Source organism: Gardnerella sp. DNF01157 (assembly GCF_049244225.1).
In the GTDB taxonomy this organism is placed as follows: domain Bacteria; phylum Actinomycetota; class Actinomycetes; order Actinomycetales; family Bifidobacteriaceae; genus Bifidobacterium; species Bifidobacterium leopoldii.
The window spans coordinates 297,813-319,797 of sequence record NZ_CP058388.1 but is presented as its reverse complement, the minus strand read 5'-3'; the positions used below and the strand labels follow the sequence as shown (position 1 = coordinate 319,797).

9 protein-coding genes and 1 riboswitch are annotated in these 21,985 nt (G+C 44.5%); of the genes, 1 reads left to right on the top strand and 8 read right to left on the bottom strand.

What is annotated here, in order from left to right; all coding sequences use genetic code 11:
• Window positions 1-69: 69 nt before the first annotated feature.
• The 6 genes from HXT38_RS01130 to HXT38_RS01105 form a co-directional block, all read right to left on the bottom strand.
• Complete coding sequence (locus tag HXT38_RS01130) at window positions 70-2,097, bottom strand: ribonuclease J (RefSeq protein WP_004118687.1); 2,028 nt, start codon at window positions 2,095-2,097, stop codon at window positions 70-72.
• 154 nt (window positions 2,098-2,251) lie between these two features.
• The gene (locus HXT38_RS01125) at window positions 2,252-3,646 is read right to left on the bottom strand and encodes an MFS transporter (RefSeq protein ID WP_174163674.1); all 1,395 of its coding nucleotides are present in this window, start codon (window positions 3,644-3,646) and stop codon (window positions 2,252-2,254) included.
• A gap of 60 nt (window positions 3,647-3,706) precedes the next feature.
• Window positions 3,707-4,393 carry a GNAT family N-acetyltransferase gene (locus HXT38_RS01120; protein ID WP_116442816.1) on the bottom strand — a complete coding sequence of 229 codons (687 nt, stop codon included), beginning with the start codon at window positions 4,391-4,393 and terminating at the stop codon, window positions 3,707-3,709.
• Window positions 4,394-4,574: 181 nt separating this feature from the next.
• Window positions 4,575-8,804, bottom strand: a complete 4,230-nt coding sequence (locus HXT38_RS01115) for a UvrD-helicase domain-containing protein (protein WP_421791898.1) — start codon at window positions 8,802-8,804, stop codon at window positions 4,575-4,577.
• A 2-nt stretch (window positions 8,805-8,806) separates the two neighbouring features.
• Window positions 8,807-13,444: a PD-(D/E)XK nuclease family protein gene (locus HXT38_RS01110; protein ID WP_421791896.1), complete on the bottom strand. Its 4,638-nt coding sequence runs from the start codon at window positions 13,442-13,444 to the stop codon at window positions 8,807-8,809.
• A 43-nt stretch (window positions 13,445-13,487) separates the two neighbouring features.
• Window positions 13,488-14,303: a hypothetical protein gene (locus HXT38_RS01105; RefSeq protein ID WP_112928796.1), complete on the bottom strand. Its 816-nt coding sequence runs from the start codon at window positions 14,301-14,303 to the stop codon at window positions 13,488-13,490.
• Between the two features lie 195 nt (window positions 14,304-14,498).
• A riboswitch (TPP riboswitch) is annotated at window positions 14,499-14,610 on the top strand.
• On the opposite strand from HXT38_RS01105, the gene thiM reads away from it, so the two are divergent.
• A complete protein-coding gene (thiM, locus tag HXT38_RS01100) occupies window positions 14,600-16,177 on the top strand; it encodes a hydroxyethylthiazole kinase (protein WP_004107252.1) in 1,578 nt (525 codons plus the stop codon). (Overlaps the previous riboswitch by 11 nt.)
• 156 nt (window positions 16,178-16,333) lie before the next feature.
• On the opposite strand, the gene thiD is transcribed toward thiM, so the two are convergent.
• Together thiD and HXT38_RS01090 are read right to left on the bottom strand one after the other, a co-directional pair.
• Window positions 16,334-17,254, bottom strand: coding sequence for a bifunctional hydroxymethylpyrimidine kinase/phosphomethylpyrimidine kinase (gene thiD, locus HXT38_RS01095; protein ID WP_421791894.1), 921 nt, complete (start codon window positions 17,252-17,254; stop codon window positions 16,334-16,336).
• Between the two features lie 681 nt (window positions 17,255-17,935).
• Entirely contained in the window at window positions 17,936-21,955 is a 4,020-nt protein-coding gene (locus HXT38_RS01090; RefSeq protein WP_004118670.1) for a DNA-directed RNA polymerase subunit beta', read from the bottom strand.
• Window positions 21,956-21,985 lie beyond the last annotated feature (30 nt).

The window sequence follows — 21,985 nt, the reverse complement described above, 5'->3', positions numbered from 1 at the left end:
TATTTACGATTATTTTCAGCTATTTACGAATAATCGCGAATATTTTTCTTTATTTTTGATTATTTTTCATTATTCTTGACTATTTTTTGCAATATCCGCAACTACCGGAACGAGCATAGGCTTCCTGCGTAAAGCGCGAGCCACCCAACTGCCCAATGTGCGTCGCATAATTTGCTGCAATTTATAAGTATCGTGCTCGCCGCGCATCATAGCATCTTGCAACTGTTCAACAATTTGATGACGAACCTTCTCAAAATCAGCCTCGTCTTCAGCAACAGCATTCAAGAAAATCTTTGGACCAGAAACCACGTCAGCGTGCTCTGTATCAACTACAACAAAGCTCGAAACGAAACCTTCCGTGCCCAAAATTCTGCGCTTTTCAAGCTCTTCATCTGTAAGCTCACCGACAGAATCACCATCAACATACACGTAACCGCATGGCACAGAACCAACAACTGCAGCATTGCCATGATACAAATCCACAACATCGCCGTCTTCAGCAAGCACAACGTTATTTGGATCAACGCCAGTTTTTACTGCAATCAATCCGTTTGCAACCAAGTGACGATGCTCACCATGAATTGGCATGGCGCACTTTGGCTTCACAATGTTGTACAAGTACAGCAACTCGCCTTCATTGCAATGACCAGACACGTGGATAGCAGCATTATCTTTGTTAATTACGCGCGCACCCAACTGCACAAGCTTATTAATAACTTTGTAAACCTCATGCTCATTGCCTGGAATAAGCGAACTTGCAAGAATAACAGTATCGAATTCGTTAACAGTAATATCTCGGTGACTGCCATCTGCAATACGCCCAAGCGCAGCCATAGGCTCACCTTGTGAACCAGTGCACATGTATACGAGCTTGTCATCCTGAATATCCTTCGCCTGTTTTAAGTCAACAACAGTATTTTCAGGAATATGCAAGTAGCCTAAATCCGCAGCAATTGACATATTACGAACCATCGAGCGACCAACGAACACAACTTTGCGCCCAAACTTATGCGCAGCGTCAACTACTTGTTGCACGCGATGAACGTGACTTGAGAAGCTAGCAACAATAATTTTGCGCGTAGCTTCAGCAAAAGCGCGATCCAAAGCCGGACCAATCGAAGTTTCAGGCTTCACAAATCCTGGGACTTCAGCATTAGTGGAATCAGCCATAAGCAAATCTATGCCTTGCTCACCTAAACGCCCGAACTCAACTAAATCAGTAATGCGATGGTCAAGAGGAAGCTGGTCAAGTTTAATATCTCCAGTATCAATAAGCGTTCCGGCTGGAGTTTTTACGCACACAGCGAGCGCATCTGGAATAGAATGCGTAACAGTAATAAATTCAAGGTTAAACGGACCGACTTTCATCTTATCGCGACCTTCTACGCGAATAAGCTCCGGATCAATATGATGCTCTTTGCACTTAGCTTCCACAAAAGCAAGAGTTAGCTTTGAACCAATTAACGGAATGTCGGGACGCATTTTAAGAAGGTAAGGCACACCACCGATATGATCTTCGTGACCATGCGTTAAAACCAATGCCTCAACTTTGTCTAAGCGATCTTGAATGTAGTGAAAATCTGGGAGAATCAAATCAACGCCTGGCTGCTCTTCTTCTGGGAATAGCACACCACAATCGATAAGCAGAATATGACCGTTATATTCAATTACGTTCATATTGCGGCCGATTTCACCCAAACCACCAAGCGGTACGATTCGCATTGAGCCTTTACGATACTTTGGCGGCGCAATAAGCGCACCTTCTCTTTGATCGTTAACTACAGGAGGAAGAACATTTCCTGTTCTACGAGTTGATGACTTTGCGTTTTCTGTTTTAGTTTCTTTGTTGAATTTAGCTTTTTTAGTTGATTTAGTTTTAGCAGATTTTACATCTTTAGTAGATACTGATTTAGTTGAAGTATCAGAAGACATTTTTTTATTCACTTTTTTCACCGACTGTCGAATTTGCTTAGACGACGCAGAAGATTCTTGGTTATTAAGAGAACGCATATTATCAGCGTCAGATTGCAACGCATCGCGTACTACTTCAGCAAGAATTTCCTCAGTACGTTCATCATATTCTATTTTCATATTCATCTCACTACATCTTGCGATATTGCGCACTTCTTTCTAGTGTACCGTTAGGACTCAACTCAGCTTTTGTTACTGAAACGGCAGAAACTTTACAGCGGCGTAAAGAAACTGCCGTTCCCTAGCCAAAAAGCGGCAGAAACTTTACACGCGTGCGCAGTTAATGTCGCTTTTTAAGCACCATTACAATAAACCAGCCGAACGTTGCGATAGGTATAGCTGCCATTGTTGAAATCCACGGAACCATCATTCCGGCATGCGAATTCCACGAGTCGATTGCAGCTCCAGCAGCCATCGAACCTAAAGAACAGCCGACAGCAGACGCAGTTGGTAGCCATGAAAGACCTTCCGTAAGCGATTCTTCAGGGACAGTTGCTTTAACGATAAGATTTCCAGTAGCAAAAATTGGCGAAACGCATAAGCCGGAAAGCACTTCAAAAACGCTCATAAGCATAAGTCTGTCAATATTAAGACTCATAAGCACAAATCCAACAGTTAAACCAGTCAAAAATACAATCAAATGCGACCAATTAGAACCGCGGAATTTATGCGATCCAAAAATAATCGCTCCCACAAGCGAACCGCATGCAAACAATGCCAGCTGCATACCAATAAAATGATCAAGTCCTTGAGCTTTCATTGCAGCTGTTACAGACACGTCAAATGCACTAAAACTCATATTAAACACAACAAACATGAGCACTAGCGGGATAATACCGCGGTAAAGCAGCACGTTTTTGCCACGCTTTTTTGAGTGATGATTGTGCAATTGCTTAAGACTAAATTTGTCTGCAAATGAGCGTTTCGGTTCTTGCTTTTGAGATTCCGCATAATCTTTAGAAATTTCATCTTCTTTTTGAGAAGCGATTAATACATCAACGTCTTCAGCTGCAGCAGTTGGAACTTCCACTACTTTAAGCACAGCAGGTTGAGTATTTTTTAGAGAAAAGAACCAAGCTCCGCCCAATCCACTTGCAAATACTGGCACGAATAATTGCGAAACAGGATGCACAGAAGTTGCTAACCACGCAGCTAAAATAGGTCCTAATATAAACACAATTTCATCGATACCAGATTCCAACGCATAAGCAACGTTTAATAAAGAATCGTCATCTTCTGCACGCAATGTATAAGCCCAACGAGTACGCACCAACGCGCCAAAAGCAAACTGAGTTACGCCCATCACAATTGCTAGCACAAAAAGCAAAACAAGAGGAACCTTAAATAACGCTGCACATGCAAAAGAAATCATAGCGATTACTTGTGCACTTAGCGCAATAACTCCAACTTTACGCTGACCAAAACGGTCGAAAAGCTTAGCATACACAGGAGTTACCGCAGCTTGTGCAAGCACATACGACGCAGACATTGCTCCAGCAATAGTCCAGTTGTTATACAAATGGTTTAATGCAAGAACAATCCCCAACGCAATCATAGACATTGGCAAACGCGCAATTGCGCCTGCTACGCAAAACGCTTTAGCTCCATTAAATGAAAATAATCTAGAATATTGAGAAAATACCGATGCTTTATTAGTTGCCGTTTGCGACGACATATATTTCTTTGCTCCTTTTGTCAAGCAAGTCACACACGTTATACATTTGCATATTTTTTATTAGCGCGTCTTAGAACGAGCATTCGCTTGCTTTGAACGAACTCTCGGCTCACCTGAGTAAATATACAAGTCATCCACCAAAGATTTCACGTTCTTAGCTTCATAAGGATGATCCGAACGCATAAAAGAAGCATCTCTTCTAAGCCCGTGATAATCATAAAAGCTTACGTCGCACGCTGAATCAGTATGCAAATAGTAACGATTTACGCCATTATTTCTTAGCATATGCATTGTTCGCTTCCACAAGCCTCCACCGACACCATGCCCACGAGCATCCGGAGATACAAGGAAAAGCTCCAATTCCGCTTGAGTTAAATTATTAATATGAGATTTCGCTTCAAGTTTAGTTTCCAACGCGCGCATGCCATACGCTTCTTCTAAAGCGAGAGCATAGTTTTTGTCACAATTTTCTTTCATTGCGGCTTCTTGCTCGCGAAGCATTCTCCCTACTTCTGGAAATAAAACAGGTGCGCCAAAAACTCGCGCCAAAAGCAGACCCATAAACTTACCGTCTACTTCAGCAATAGTACCATGCGTTGAAGGTTCCAAGTAATGCAACACACATCTTCGAGAAAGACTTAACGAAGCATCTTTCCCAACTTCTTGCGCAATACCCCAAGTACGTTCATATTCTTTAACCATTGCATCAATATCGCTGAGTTTTACAGAACGAAATTCAACAGTCATGATTCTTCCTTACTTCATACTCAAATCGATGTTGTGCGTATGCCCGCCCACACACACTGCACGAGGAATCTGCACGTTTTCGAAGTGATGCACGATGCGTTTCAATCGCGGCGCAAAATACGTTACAGCAAACAAAAATTGCAGCAAATAAATTGCGGCAAAATGATTGCAATAGCAACATTTATGCGTCATCATCATCGAGGGAGATTAACGTGTCAGAGTGTAACTCGGCAAGGATCTCATCTTTCGTTTTTTGCTCGGCATGAATTTCCCGTTCACATTCATCCGATATGTTCACATAATAAAGGGTGGCATCGATAGCATCAAGCGGAACCTTAGTCATAAGAGACAAAAGCAGACGATACCAGTCAAGCTGACCAAGTTTAAGCGCAATATCTTGTGGCTTGGTTGGTTTTCTACCGGTTTTCCAATCGACTATCGTGTACAATTTGCTTGAATCTTCTGGATTTAAACCACCTGCGAATATTGCGTCGATTTTGCCATTAATAATTTGATCGCCTAATTCTGGAACATGAGCTACAATCGGCTGCTCTGCTGCTATAGGACGGCGATGCGCCCATTTTGATGTTATTAAACGCTGCTTCCATATCAACAATTTGCGCTCAGAAGATTTTGCATTTTGCGAAATCTTCTCGCAAGCTCCAGCAACGTTCTCATCAACGTTCTCGCCAACGTTCTCGCCAACGTTCTCATCAACGTTCTCATCAACGTCATACTGAATAGAATTTTTATTCACACAACCAGTTTTTATAAACTGTTCAGCCCAGGCATGAAAACGAGTTCCCAAATCAGAAGCAGGCGAAGAAACACTAGGAATAGGGCGAATAATTGCCATCCATTCCTTTCGCAAACGTTTAGCATCCGCATCATCAAAATCTTCATTCGCGCGCGAATAATCATTACGAAACATAGCGCGCCTTTGCACAGCAGTCACATTGACATTTTCAACATTAGAAAGCTGCTCTGCTCTGTTTTTTAACTCTTGAATGTTGCAATACCAATCAATTTTCGGCATTAAATCCGCATCTTGTAGCAAAGCTTGAGCTTTGTAAAGCAAAGAATTATCTTTTGAAATACCAGAAACTTGATTACTAATTTTTGAATTTACAACGTCTTGCGCAGATTTTTGCAATACACTACGTATAGCTTCACTAGATGCACTCGGCCAAGATAATTGCTTCTTATTATCTTCAGTTGGAATAGAGCTTTCCTCGCTAAATAATTGCGCAAGTTGCGAAGCTGACTCCCCTACAACATAACCTACTTGATTTGAAGAATCTGAAACCTTAGCTGTGAACTGAACCGGAGATTCTTCAGATCCGCGCATTGAATCATACATTTCCTGCCAAAAAACAGAAGGTTTTTTAACTCTAGAAGTTGAAATATTTGAAGATTCATCTACAGAAGAAGCTGCACTATTTGCAAAATTTTCTTTATTCTCAACAACGCTCATAGCATTAGACTGGCTGCAAGTGAGCAATGCTGCGAATTTAGCACGCGTCAAAGCAACATACATAAGGTGACGCTCGTCAATGTGCAAAGCGCGCCCACGCTCCTCGACTTGCGAAAGAGGCAATGTGCCAGTTTTCATCACAGCGTCATACACTTTTCTAGCTTCTGAAGGAATCGCTTCTACTGGAGCCTGCTCGTGCTCATGGAACTTTTCTGCCAAATCAAACATTTCTCTAGCTCTTGAACCATAAACTTCTGCGTCGATATCGTCTACAGTTAACATATTTTTCAAAGATTTTTGAGGTTCCATGCTAGTTTCAAGATCAACATCGTGAGGGAATCTTGGCAATATATTTGCATCCACTCTCATAGAAACAGGCACTTTTGCAGCAACTTCGAGCGTTGCGTATGCCCTTTCCCTGTACACGCCACTTTGTTGCGTTGCTATTACGCGCAAATTATCGCCTTGATTACTTGGGAAGACGCCTTCATTAAGCCCAACTATCGCTACAGCAGGCCATTCCAAACCTTTCGATTGGTGAATAGTCATTAATACGACATCCGCAGGTTCATCCACTGAAGAAGGTTGATCGTTAATTTTGTCTATATTGAAAATCCAAGACATAAACCCATGCAAAGTAGGAGTTGTAAAATCGCTCATTTCTTGCAAATACGCGTCTGCTAGTAGACAAATAGAATCGACAGTAGAGTGCATATCGTCAAGAAGCGTTGCATTAGAGGAAGTATCATTCATAAACGCACGAGATAGCGCAACGTCAATATCAACGTTAAGCGTTTCTACAGCAACGCGCATAATATCTTGCAAAGAGCCAGATTGAGCACGTTGTATTGCATGAATCATTTGCCCTATTCTTAACACTGCTACATAAGCTTTAGAGCTTAAATTATTTTTTAGCTCAGAAAGCAAATTATTGTCGTTTTTGTCGTTATTTTTTGCTTCTTCGCTTAGTTGAGTTTCGTATGCTTCAAGCAAAACATCCGCCACAAAAACTCCACCATGAATACTATTGGTTTGCGAAGCTTGAGATTGCTGTTCTCGAACAACTTGCGACCACTTAGAGCGAGGAGTTTCAGCGTCTACTAAACCTGCTTGCACTAAAGCACGAAAAACATATTCGATATTCTTTGATGTTGCAATATTAGCTATAGCAGCCAAATCATCAGTATTAAGCGCAAAACGAGGAGTTGCAAGCAATCTCATCAAAGCTTGAGTATTTGTGTGATCTGCAACAACAGAAAGAAGAGCTAAAACATCTCGAATTTCTGGTTTTTCAAGCAATGCAGAATACCCAACAGTAAGAGTGCGCAAACCTGCTTTTTGTAATGCTTCTTCATATAACGGAATATTATTTTTGCTACGGAAAAGAACTGCAACTCTAGCAGATGCAGAATTAGTATCGTCGTTTTCAGATAGCGCATTATGTTTTACATATTTTACAAAACGCACAACGGCTTCTACTTCTTGATATTGCGTAGGCATATTTAACACACTAAAAGTACCTTTTGGCGCATTATCTAAGTATTGCAAGTTTTTCACTTCTACTTCTGTAGCAAGTGAACTACTATGACGAAGCGGAGGCACTCGCAAAGGTTTCGTAATAGAATTTGCAGCTTTTAATATAAGCTGCGAATTGCGTCGCGTTCTTGTAAGAGAAAACTCACTTGACTGGTCGATATTTAGTGCTTGCTCAAGCTTTCTGAAAGCTCCGGAACTAGCTCCTCTAAACGAGTAAATAGCTTGGAAGGGATCACCTACTGCAGCAATATGCGTTTGTTGAGTAGTCAAAAAGTCTTGATTTTCACTAGTTTTCGCAACAACGCTAGCTTCTTCAACACCGCTAGTTTTTTTATGAAACAGCGTTGCAATCAGCATTGCTTGAGTGGTAGAAGTATCTTGATATTCGTCAAGCAAAACTTGGCTGTATTGGCGGCGATACTGCTCTGCAATAGAAGGAAAATGCGTCACCAAACGGTATGCAGCAATAGTAAAGTCGCTAAATTGCGCCATATTTGCGCGCTGCTTTGCTGCGTCAAAAGCCAAAACTAATTCAAGTAATGCATTGCGCTTCTTAGCAGCTTCAAGCAAGTTATTACAAGATTCATAACACTTATTTTTTAATGTAATATTCAGGTATTCTACGTATTCTTTTCCGTAATTTTCGCACTTTTCGAAATATTTTTCATCCGAATCGTTTTTTCCGCGACGCAATTTAATAGAGCTAGGCTTTTTTGCAATTATTTCAGTAGTTTCAGCACAATCAATTGCTTTTTGCAAATGTTCAATCCAAGCGTTATTCCACTTTTGAATTTCTAGAACAGCTTTAGACGTGCTATCTATAGACTCTCCCCTGCTATTTATGCCAATCATCGAGCATGAAATATCTGCTGCGAGCGCAAGCACGTCATCAATAAGCGCATCAAAACTATACCAAGACAGTATTTCCGCATGATTAGTAACATAATCGTTTACTAGCGGTTTTATTAATTCGCGCGCACCTGCATCGCTTAAAGGTTGCGTATTTTGATCAAATCCAACGAGCAAACCATATTGGCGCACAATTGACTGGAAAAAAGCATCGTATGTCATTACTTCTGGCTTCAAAAAGCCACTTGAAGATGCAGAATTTCCGTTATTAATGAGCTTATTTATTTCGCTACTATGCTGACTTACAGCTTGAGCAACTCTTGCAAGCAGCTCAGAAGCTGCTTTATTAGTAAAAGTCAACCCCAAAATACTTTCAGGAGCAACTCCGCGCTCAATAAGGTCGATAACGCGACGAGTCATCGTATACGTTTTGCCACTTCCAGCTCCTGCAACAATAATCATGTTCTTATTTGTTGGCGCTTGAATTGCTGCAGCTTGTTCCACGCTATCGGTGTTCTTGCGAGTAAATTGCTTATTTGTTTTATCAATCATAACTACAGCACCTCATATACAGTATCTATGCAACCTGCGCATGCTGGGCATACTTGTTTTCCATTGCAATACTTCAAGTGTTCAGAAGTTGGGTGCGCAATAATCTTATGCGAACGAACTGCCGCAGCAGCATAGCAAACGCGCGAAATCATAGTAAGAGACCATTTTGCGCTTTGATTTAATGATGTAAACGACTGCCAAGCGTTTTCGCTTACATTTTCTGGACAATTCTTCGCAATATCGTCAAGCTGCGGACAATCTAACAATCTTGCTATATTTTTGAATCCAACTCGTAACTCAAGCGGATTATTATTTAAAGTATTTTTTACGCAAAGCGGCGGCTGATACACGTTTTCAGCAACGTTATGATCTTGAGCAGGATAATCATTCTTAGCAACGTGAAATAGAACACTTCGTGAAATAATCGGCGCATTCGAAGCATCAATAAGCGGATTCTCATCAGAAAAAAGTAAAGCAAGCTGATAGCAAACTAATTGCAAATCGTTAAAAACTCCACTTGCTGTTAAAGGTTTTCCTGTTTTGTAGTCCAGTAAACGAATATGCTCAGAACCATCTGAATTGATGCGCTTTTCCATGCGATCAATTCGACCGTGAATATGTACTTGCATATCTTCACTTGCGCCATCCGGCCATCCTCCAACTAAAGCACCCATCAATTCGTAGCAGTCATGCGTAGTAACGGTTTGCAAATTTGCATTCTTAAAAGTATTGTTCAATACGCGAGTAATATCATTAAATCCAAAATGCGCGCTTGTTTGCAATTCGCAATACGCTTGTTGCAATCTGCCTATGCTGCTTTCTAAAGATTTTTCGCTTTTTGTAAGAGATTCTAATATGCCGTTTTCTGACTTTTTTGAGTTAAGCGCATATGTTGATTGATCGTAAGAAGTAACAAAATATTGCGCAATTGCATGTAACGCACGTTTAATATTCTTCTCACGCGCAAGAGCCGAATAATGCTCCTTACTATCTCGAATATCTGCAAGTTCAGGCGCAATACTTAAGTAATACTTTTCCATAAGATTTGCGATTGCGTTACTGCGGCGCACAAGCGGAGAGTAAGGCGAATAGTCGGCTGAATTATTCGTCGCTTCAGCCGCATTCTTAGTCGCTTCAGTTTCATCAACTTCAGTTTCCGGCATATCGTAATGCTGATTTTCGCTTGCCCACCTTGCAGTTTCGTGAATTAGCGTGCCAAAATACGTTGCTGCGCTGCCGGGTTGAGGGCCTAAAAGCTGACGATTGACCAATCCACACACAGGGCATGCCCACAAACTATCTACAGCTGAAGGAGACAAGCTTACAACAGAGTTAGTTTTTTTAGCAGAGCTAGCTTTTTCATTATATTTTTCATTATTTTTTTCATTGTCTTTTTCAACAGAAGATTTCTCATCAACATAGTCATCGACATCGCTCATAAAATCCCACTCAAAAGGATCAGCGCAAAATACTCCATTTTCTTTAAGTAATTGCAACGTTTGAGCAGCGTCAATAATCGCATTTCTAGACTTACTATTCTCACTATCGGAACTACTTGCACTATCTGCACTATCTGCACTACCTGCATTACCTACACTATTTCCAAACTCTTCTTTCATAGAAGAAGCACGCAAAATTTGCGAACGAGCAGCACACACTAGTCCACGAACATCCATATCTAAACCGGCAAAAGGTGTAGTAAATTCCGTAAAAGGCGTGCGCGAATTTTCATTATTGTAGTATCTTTCAGGCAAATAATAATAAAGAAAGTCGCTTGGCACAGCACTATCGCTATATTGTGCGCTTATATACAAACGCTCTGTTGCGCGCGTAATAGCTAACAAAAAACTGCGCTGTTCCGAGGCAAAAACTGCAGATTTATCATTATTTGAAAGAAGTGACGCATTCACAGTCAATTTAGAAGCAGAAATCTTAGAATGCAAAATAATATTCGCTAAACTTTCTGCACCAAACATAGTGCTACGAGAAGCAAGATTTGGCCACACACGTTGTTGCAAAGTAGGCATCCACACAAGATTCCAATGTTTTCCAACAGAACCAGCAGGAGTAGTAAGCGTTACAGCATCTGGAACAGGTGCTACTTTAGCAAGAGAATCAGCTTCAATTTCCATGCCACGAACTTGAGCTATAAAATCTGCAATACTTACAATATTTTCTTGTTTAAAAGTATCGTCAAACGTATTCATTGACGAGATATCAGAAGAAACATATGAAGAAACATAATCAAAAAGACGCATTGCAGCATCCAAGCGATCGTTAGCTCGATAACCTTCCGAATTATGCTGTAAAGACATACGCTGCCAACGCTCAGCAACATGACAAATATTCCAAGCCTCACCAAGAGCGTATTGAGCACTACTCAAATCAGGATTATTGTGCATACGAGAAGCGAGAATTTGCACGTTTTTCCACAGTTTTACAAAAGAGGCAACGTGCGGATTCCGAGGTGCCATATTCTGCAATATTTGCAACACTGTAGAATCTTTACGAACATTAGAATCATCATCTATAAAACGTGCAACATCTGCTACACAAAGCAAGTAGCACGCATCAAGAGACAATGGCATAAGATCATTTGAACTGCCATCAATACGACTATTATCAACCAAAATTTGAGATTCAAAGTACGCTTTGCTTTGCGCATTATAAAGCGAATTTTGCAACAAATCCCAGTTATGAACAAGATTTCGCAAAGGCGCATTAGATTCAAAGCTCTTGTTATTTTCACAATTTTTCTCAATTAAAACAGCCGAAAGAGAAGAAAGAGAACGCATAAGCGAATCTACAGAATATAACTTCGCAGGTATTTCAACGTCTAAATCACCGTAAAATCCAGAATCGCTCTTAGTAATCGAGGAAAGTGGACTATCCATAATATTCTGAACTTGCAAACGCACCCACGAAGCCAAATTTTGCAAACTTCTACCATGTTTTACTTGCTCAACAATTCCAGAAAAACCGTGCTGCGCAAATTGAGCAAGTTCAATAAGCGCAAATAAACCTTGCACAAACGGCTCATCTTTTAATGGGCGAGTTACTAACGAGTAACGCACAGGAACTCCAGAAGCGCGAAGCTGCTCGCCAAAAAGACGAACAGTGGAATTGTCGTGCGCAATTAACGCCATATCGCTCCACTTGCGCTTATTATTTACGTGAGATTGCTTCATTTGCCAAATAACAGCATCTAATTCCTCGCGCTGTGAACGATATAACGCTGTAAAAACAGTGTCGTCTGAGTTTAGATGAGAATTTTGTGGGGTTTCTATAGGCTCAATCGGTAAGGACCCTACAAATTTTGGCATTTTCCAAGGGCGATTTGGGAGCGCAACATCTGTTTTATATTGCGAAGTAAGCGAAAGAGAAACGCGCGAAGCGAGTAATTCACGCATCGAAGGTGCTTGGGTATAATTTGCAAAAGTTGGATCTGCAGAATAATTTTTAGAAGAATCAGCAGAATCGTCGGAAGAATTTTCGCAAGAATCAGCAAAACCCGTATATTCTAAAGTTTGTTCAGCAGCATTCAACTCATCCAAAGCTGCAGAAATTGCATAATCCGGGTACGCTCCTCTAAACGATTGCACAGATTCATCCGGATTCGCAAGCAAAACTAAACGCGTGCCAATCTTCGACAAAGTCTCAATAAAACTCAAACCAGCCAAAGTAATATCTTGATAATCATCGACTACAAGAAGAGCCGGAATTTCAGAAGAGTTTACTAAACCATGCTCGCCTAATTCGCGCGCAGATTTTGCGCCCTCAACCAACAGTTGCGAAGCGTCAAGTCGGAAAGAAGATTTATAAGTGTCGGCAATTATTTTTCGATATTCAGCTCGCAAAGCAAACGCCAAACGCCATTGAGTTAATCTACGTTTAATAAGCACAGACGTTTGTAAAATATCACTATTATTGGCGTAAGATTGCTCGTCACTAAGAGCGCAAAGAACTGAATTTTCGCTTTCAAAATCGCTAATACCAAGCTCATCTAAACGAGCGAGCATATCGCGCAATTGATGCATAAAAGCGTTGTTAATATCGAAACTATCTGCCAAAAATTCTGGAGACGAAGAAGCTGCTTGAGCAGCCTGAGTTGTTGAAGGCGCGGAAGTGTTAGAAGTGGCGGAAGTATTAGAAACTGCGCAAGTTAATGGAATAACCCATTGAGACGTTTCAAAATAATCCTTAAAAAGCGCGCATATATTGCAATCACCATTATCTCCACACATAACATGCTCAATGTGTGCGCGCAAAACTTTACGAAGCAAAGAATCCTGCTCAGCACCATTTAGCAGCTTAGGCGAAGGCTCATTCTTTAACTTACAGCAAGCAGAAATGATATTAAAAGCTAAAGAAGCCAAAGTGCCAACTGGACGAGACTGCTTACTCACACCAATTTGACGAATAATAATATTGTCAATTTTTGAAGCAAGAACACGATTTTGCACAGCCATCGCAGTAACATTATGCGACCAACGCTTATAGCCGGAAATTGCTGCGCGCACAGCAAACTGCGTTTTACCAGTATTCGGCGCACCATACACAAGCAACGCATTAGTCACATTGCCAGAAGAATTGCGTAACGTACCGTCAAATAATGCTTGTAATGCAGTATCCTCACTCATACGCTTAATTCTAGCAATTAGGCAATAGTGGCGCGCAACAATACTATTCTTTTAATATTGCACGAGCGCGAGCATCCTTAAGCGCAAGAAATACACTGCCGACACCAATAAAAATAAGAGTAAACACAATTAACAAATACGCAACACCAACGCCCAAAGTAGTGGCATTAAAAGTTTGCGGTGCAAAGCCGAACCAGCCGGCAGGAGCGCCATAATTGAGGAAATTATAAGGCGCGCGCATTGCATGAACACCCCAACGAACACCAGCAAACTCGCTAAGCATAGCAGCATAAGCAACATAAGCAAGAGGCGGAACAGTAGAAACATACAAATGTGCGCGAGTAGAGCGGAAACGATAATCAAAAAGCACAAAATCAGCGATTGCAAGAAGCGGCGCAACTGCGTGAACGCAAAGGCTGCTGCATCCGTTATTCATGTAAGCGCCGACAAAACCAAGCTTATTGGTAGGTGCTAAGAAACACAGGTACAAAGTGAATGTGACAGCAATTGAGATGGTCATCATGAATTTGAAAATGTACCAAGCGTTGGATTTTGAGTCGAACCATGCGCAAGATGCTGCAGAATCTTGCTGTGCGGCGGAATCTTGCTGTGCGGCGGAACATGCAGAATTACGAGCACGCATAAACGCAGCTGTATCAAGCAAAAGCGATCCAGCAAGAGCTACGCAAATCATAAGGTTAGAAAGATTCGTAAAATAAGTGAAGGTCATCAAGCCTTCCCACGAAGCAGCCATGCCATAAACAGATGCGATGATTGCAATCGCGCGTATTGCTGTGCGTGTCGCGTATTCGCGCGCTGTGAGCGGAGTCTTTTGTTCTAGCATGGAATCGTTTGCCATGTTATCTCGCTTTCGTAACTTCTATAATCTACTTTTTATTTACTATATTTATGTTTACACAGTTGAAAGCAAAAATATGTAGAAGAAGTTGCAAAAATGCGGCGCGATTTTTGTAGATTCCTGCAAGTGCTGCAAAACAAGCAAAATGAGACACTAACGCAAAAGAGCGTAAGTCATGAACAAAAGATATAGTCGAAGGATGGTTCGGAGTGCGCAATTGCAACAAATTGTGAAGTCAAGCGCTGAGATTACATCCGTAAAACCTGATCTAGATAGTGCTAGCGAAGGGAAACATTATGACAACATGCAACACTGAAAAAACAAATACCTGCAACGAAGCAAACGAATACTGCACAAGCTCAACAACGCAAGTCGACACATGCTTCTCTGTACGCGCACGCCGACGTATGTTCCTTAACGACGTGCGTCAATGCATCGAACGTGTGCGCACACAGCAGCCACTCACCCATTGCATCACGAACGTAATCGTGCAAGACATTACAGCCAACGCACTGCTCGCTGCAGGAGCATCGCCAATTATGGTAACCGATCCAGAAGAAGCGCATGCACTTGCGCAAATTGCCACAGGCGTGCTCATAAACGTTGGCACATTCCATCAGCCAGAAACTTCCGAATACATGCGCGCAGCTGTTGAAGGATGCGAAAAAGCTGATACTCCGTGGGTGCTTGACCCGGTTGGAATCGGCGTTCCAGCACTTGCACCTCGCGCGCGCTTTGTACACGAAATTATTAAGCACCACCCTACTGTAATTCGTGCAAACGCTTCCGAAATAATGGCACTTGCAGGCAAAGAAAGCAACGGAAAAGGCGTAGATTCTCACGATAACGTAAACGACGCGCTTCAAGCTGCTCGCGAATTAGCTAAAAAATACGGATCCGTAGTGGCAATTTCCGGAGAAAAAGACGCGATTTACGCTCACGGATGTTTAGCTCGCGTAACAGGTGGCCACAAAGCTATGACTAAGGTAGTTGGAACAGGTTGCGCTTTGGGAGCGTTAGTTGCAGCATACGTTGGCGCAAACCCGGAACGTCCGCTCGCAGCAACTGTTGCAGCGCACGTGCACGCAGCAGCGGCTGGAACTTGGGCAGCTCGCCAAACCACAGCTCCAGGCACTTTCCGCACACTGTGGATGGATGCGCTTTCAACTCTTAGCGTAAATGATATGTTTAGTTTGACAAATATTGAGTTTACGGTGGAGCCTGTTGATTGGACACTGTATTTGGTAACGGATCCGCGCATGGGAAATCGCCCGGAAGAAGAAGTTGCAGTAGAGTCAGTTGAAGGCGGAGTTACAGTTGTGCAATTGCGCGATAAGTATTCCAATGACGCTGAAATTTCGGCCAAGGCGAAGAAGTTGCGTCACGCGCTTATTGATTCCGGACACGGCGATGTGCCTGTGTTTATTGACGATCATGTTGATTGCGCAGCTCATCTTGGTTTCAACTTGCACGTTGGGCAAAAGGATACGCCGTTTGTTGAGGCACGAAAGGCGATGCCAGCAGAGTGGATGGTTGGGCTTTCTTGCGCTCGACCGGATTTGATGGAGAAAGCTTACCGCGAGTGCAAAGAAAACGACGTTCCACTGCCGGATGTGATTGGCATTGGTGCAGCTTTTGAAACGCATACGAAAGCGCACGACGTGCCTCCACTGGGAGTTGAAGGCGTAAACGAAGTTGCGAAAGTTGCGCACTCTATGGGCGTAAAAACGTTGGCAATTGGCGGAATTCACGAGAACACGGTGTTCCCTATTCGCGGTCTTGAGCTTGACGGAGTTTGCACAGTGTCGGCGCTTATGTGCGCTGAGGATGCTGGGAAAGTTGCGCGCGAGCTTAAAAGCGTGATTACTGAGTAAAACTGGCACGCGTGCGCGACGACCTGCTTTCGCGCTTAGAGCGTAGCGCGCGAAAGCAACTCGGAGCGGAAACTCGCTTAAGCGCGAGCGTTGGCTGGTTTTGGGAACAAATGCCGGAAAATTCCCGGCATTTGTTTACGAACAGAGCTTCGATGTTCACACAGTTTGCTGAAGGATGCGCACGGAATGGTTTACCGGTCCATGCCCGCGCTCGCCGCCGCGCCCAACATGCAATTCACTCCCAGCCGCAATCGCCTCACGAAGCCACGCCGTTGACCATTCAAGCGCGCGAAGTACAGTATCGTGATCACTCAAATTCTTTCCCTCGCGCAAAGCAAGCCCAATTTTCGTAGCAAGCGCAGAAGAAAGCGAGCAACCAGTTCCGTGAGTTGTGCTTGTTTCAACTCGTTCGCTTGGTACGTGACTTGCGTAGCCATCCGGGAAAACCGCAGTATTTCCAACGTCTTTGCCAGTTAAGTGCCCACCTTTTACGATTACAACAACGCTGTTTTTTGCAGCCAACTTGCGCGCCTGGTTGCAAGCTTCCTCAAAATTTTCCGCAACACTTGACTCGCACAAAGCCGCCAATTCCGGCACGTTTGGCGTCACTACATCAACGCAGCTTATAAAGTTTCGCATCGCATTTTCAGCACTTGCCTCAAGCAAGCGCTTCCCGGAAGTTGATATCATAACTGGGTCTAGAACGCTTACAGGAACCGGATTATCACGCATCCAGTCTCGCATTGCTTCAATGTATTCTGTGCATCCGAGCATGCCGATTTTTAGTGCATCAACTGTAACGTCGTCGTACACGCATGAAAGTTGTGTGCGGAAAAAGCTTACTGGTGGCGTGAATACTTCGCGCACCTCGCATGTGTTTTGCGCAACAAGATTAGTTGGTATACACATGCCGTAACCGCCTGCCGCCATGATTGATTTAAGATCTGCCTGTATTCCGGCTCCACCTGTCGGATCTGTGCCAGCTACGCTTAGCACGCGTGGAATGATTGGATTTGATTGCTGCGAAAGCGATTGCGTATGTTGCAAGTCGTTCTGCTTACTTGATACTAGCGTCATATTTTTTATTATATTGCGTCGCGCTCGTTTGTGTTCAAGTAGGTCGTTACTAGCGCAGTGATATGTACCCCCTTTTCTGCATCAGTGTCCGAAGGTAGGCAAAATCACACTCATGCAGCGCGACGATCTGCCTGAGCGCTGCGATTTAGCGCGCGAAAGCAACTCGGAGCGCCGAGCTTGCTCAGAGTTGAAAGCACAGTGTGCTTTCAACGCAAGCGAGGTCTGCCTTCGTCTCGATTGACGAAGGCAGGGCAGAGTTGCGTGGTTGCGCTTTAGAAACTAAGTTGTGACTGGCGTGCGCTGACGACCTGCTTGAGCGCTGCAATTTAGCGCGCGAAAGCAACTCGGAGCGCCGAGCTTGCTCAGAGTTGAAAGCACAGTGTGCTTTCAACGCAAGCGAGGTCTACCTTCGTCTCGATTGACGAAGGCAGGGCAGAGTTGCGTGGTTGCGCTTTAGAAACTAAGTTGTGACTGGCGTGCGCTGACGACCTGCCTGAGCGCTGCCATTTAGCGCGAAGGCAACTCGGAGCGGAAACTCGCTTAAGTTGGAAGTCCAGTGGGCTTCCAACGCGAGTTTCGTAAGCGAGCGCGTAATCCACGCGAGCGCCAACTGTGCCAGCAACAAAAAAGAGCTTCAAGCCCGAAAGCTTGAAGCCCCATTTTTATATTAGATTAGCGCAATCACTCAGCTTCGTCGCCATAATCGCTCTGACCACCCTGATCGTCAAGGAAGTCATCTGGATTAAAGTCGTCGCCGAGCTTCATATCACCAAAATCAATGTTGGAGAAGTCAACATCGCCCATATCGCTCTCACCGAAGTTCGAAGGCGTGCTATCTGCACCGCCCAAACCAAAGTTCGGATAAATAGAGTCGCGAACCTGAGGATCCGGCTCCACACTAGCATTGCGGTAACGTGCCAAACCGGTACCAGCTGGGATGAGCTTACCGATAATCACATTCTCCTTCAAGCCCTTAAGGTCATCTTCCTTCTGGCTCAAGGCGGCCTCAGTAAGCACACGCGTAGTCTCCTGGAACGATGCTGCAGAAAGCCAAGAATCCGTAGCCAAAGAAGCCTTGGTAATACCCATAAGCTCTGGTCGACCAGCAGCAGGCTTTCCGCCGTTCTTTACAGCAGCCAAGTTTGCCTCGCGGAACTTTGCTTGATCCACAAGTTCACCTGGAAGAAGATCCGTATCGCCAGAATCGATCACCGTAATGCGGCGAAGCATCTGGTGCACAATAACTTCAATGTGCTTATCGTGAATATCAACACCCTGAGAACGGTACACGTTGTGCACTTCTTCCACGATGTTCACCTGAGCCGCACGCGGACCAAGAATACGCAGAATCTTCTTAGGATCCACAGAACCTTCAATCAGCTGCGTACCAACCTCAACATGGTCGCCATCTTTTACAAGCATTGGCGCACGACGAGTCACTGGGTAAACGATTGGATCAATCGTAGTGTCGTCTGGAGTCAAAGTCACCTGACGGCCGTGATCAGTATCCTCGACCTTCACAACGCCTGGGAACTCAGCGATTGGAGCCTCACCCTTAGGAGTACGAGCCTCGAAAAGCTCCGTAACACGAGGAAGACCCTGAGTAATATCAGAAGCCGAAGCGACGCCACCAGAGTGGAAGGAACGAAGCGTAAGCTGCGTACCAGGTTCACCAATGGACTGTGCTGCAACAATACCAACAGCCTCACCAACATCCACGAGTCGGCTTGTAGCCAAGGACCAGCCGTAGCACTTTGCGCAAACGCCGCGCTTGGATTCGCAAGTAAGCACAGAACGCGCCTTAACTTCCTCAACGCCGTGAGCAACCAAATCACGCAAAACGTCCATAGAAAGCGCGTCGCCACACTTTGCCAAAACTGTCGTACCGTCAGCAGGATCAATTACGTCTGCAGCAAGCAAGCGCGAGTATGGACCACCGTCAGCAGCCTTAACAAGCGTCAAATTGCCGTTTTCGTCGCGATCAGCAATCTTCATCATAAGACCGCGCTTAGTGCCGCAATCTTCTTCACGCACGATTACTTCCTGCGAAACATCCACAAGACGACGAGTCAAGTAGCCAGATTCTGCCGTACGAAGTGCGGTATCTGCCAAGCCCTTACGAGCGCCGTGCTGCGAGATGAAGTACTCCAACACGGAAAGACCATCGCGGTAGTTTGACTTAACAGGTCGAGGAATAATCTCGCCCTTAGGGTTTGCCACGAGGCCTCGCATACCAGCAATCTGACGAATCTGCATCCAGTTACCACGTGCGCCTGACTGAACCATGATGTTCACGTTGTTGTCATCGTGGAAGTTTTCGCGCATTGCGTCTGCAACCTTGTCGGTGCATTCAGTCCACAAGTTGATCAACTCTTGACGACGCTCTTCGTCTGTAAGAAGACCCATATCGTATTGAGAGTTGATTTTTGCAGCCTGATCCTCGTAATCTTGCGCAATTTGCTCGCGATTTGGAGGAAGCACAATGTCAGAGAATGCCATCGTTACGCCAGACCAAGGAGCGCGAGTAAAGCCGAGATCCTTCAAAGCGTCGAGTGTTGCTGCAACTTGAGCTGTAGAATAGCGGGTTGCAATATCGTCGACGATCTTAGAAAGTACGCCCTTTGGCACCTGCTCATTTACGAACGGATAGTCGACTGGCAAAGTTCCGTTGAACAAAATGCGTCCGCAAGAAGTTGCAAACAGTACAGTCCCGTCCTTAAAACGCTCTTCGCGCACAACGTCTGGGCTGCCTGGCTCAGGGTCAACAACCTTAAGCTCAGCAGGCTCCCAATTCTTTGGCAATACGAAGTCTGCAGGAACTCGAATCAGCACCTTAGCTTGCATATCAATCTCATGCTTGTCGAGAGCCATTTCAGCTTCAGCAAGCGAGGAGAAGATTCGGCCCTGACCTTTTGCTCCGTCAATTACGGTAGACAAGTAGTAAAGACCCAGAATCATATCCTGAGAAGGCATAGTCACGGTGTGACCGTCTGCTGGCTTCAAGATATTGTCGGAAGCCATCATCAAAGTGCGCGCTTCGGCTTGAGCTTCTGCAGAAAGCGGAAGATGCACTGCCATCTGGTCACCATCGAAGTCTGCGTTGAATGCAGCACAAGCAAGTGGTGGCAGGTGGATTGCTTTACCTTCAACCAAAATCGGCTCGAATGCCTGAATACCCAAGCGGTGAAGTGTAGGTGCGCGGTTAAGAAGCACAGGATGTTCGGAAATAACTTCTTCCAAAACGCCCCAAACTTCGGAGTCGCCGCGGTCAACCAAACGCTTTGCGCTCTTCATATTCTGAGCGAAGCCCTGATCCACCAAACGCTTAATAACGAACGGCTTGAAAAGCTCCAATGCCATTGGCTTTGGCAAACCGCACTGATGCATGCGAAGGCTTGGACCAACGACGATTACGGAACGACCAGAGTAATCAACACGCTTACCAAGCAAGTTCTGGCGGAATCGGCCTTGCTTACCTTTAAGCATGTCGGAAAGCGACTTTAATGGTCGGTTGGATGCGCCGGTTACTGGGCGTCCGCGGCGACCGTTGTCGAAGAGTGAGTCGACTGCTTCCTGAAGCATGCGCTTTTCGTTATTAAGCATAATCTCAGGAGCACCAAGCTCAATAAGTCGCTTCAAACGGTTGTTACGGTTGATTACACGACGGTACAAATCGTTCAAATCGGAAGTTGCAAAACGACCACCATCGAGCTGAACCATTGGTCGCAAGTCTGGTGGGATTACTGGAATTACGTCCAAAACCATAGCTTCTGGCTTGTTTCCAGTAGTCAAGAACGCGTTTACAACCTTCAGTCGCTTCAAAGCGCGAGCCTTGCGCTGACCGGTTCCGTTGTCAATTTCTGCGCGAAGCTCTTCGGCAGCAGACTTCAAATCGAAATCTTGCAAACGCTTCTTAATAGCTTCAGCACCCATGCAGCCTTCGAAGTAATCGCCATAGCGATCTTCCATCTCGCGCCACAAGTCAACGTCGCCTTCCATATCGCCGGCACGCAAGCCCTTGAAACGATCGAATACGGCGTTCAAACGCTGAATTTGCTCGTCATAGCGAGTACGAATAGCAGACATTTCGCGTTCTGCACTAGCGCGCAACTTAGATCTTGCAGCACCTTTGCCTTCGCCAGATTCTTCCAGCTCATGCAAGTCTTCTTCAACTTTCTTAGCGCGCGCTTCAATTTCGTTATCACGACGCTTGCGAAGGTTGCCGATTTCTGTATCGAATTCGTCTTGCAAATCTGGAAGATCTTGGTGACGCTGCTCTTCGTCGACTTTCGTAACCATGTAGGCTGCGAAGTAGATTACTTTTTCAAGATCCTTAGGTGCAATGTCGAGCAAGTAGCCCAAACGGCTTGGCACACCCTTGAAGAACCAAATGTGCGTTACCGGAGCTGCAAGCTCAATATGACCCATGCGTTCGCGGCGAACGCGACTGCGGGTAACTTCTACGCCGCATCGTTCGCACACGATTCCCTTAAAGCGCACGCGCTTATACTTGCCGCATGCGCACTCCCAATCGCGAGTTGGACCGAAGATCTGCTCACCGAACAGACCGTCCTTCTCTGGCTTTAGGGTACGGTAATTAATGGTTTCTGGCTTCTTTACTTCGCCGTGGCTCCAGCTACGGATATCTTCGGCGGTTGCCAGTCCAATCCTCAGTTTGTCAAATGCGTTGACGTCCAGCACTCTTATCGTCCTGTCTCATGAAATTGTTTT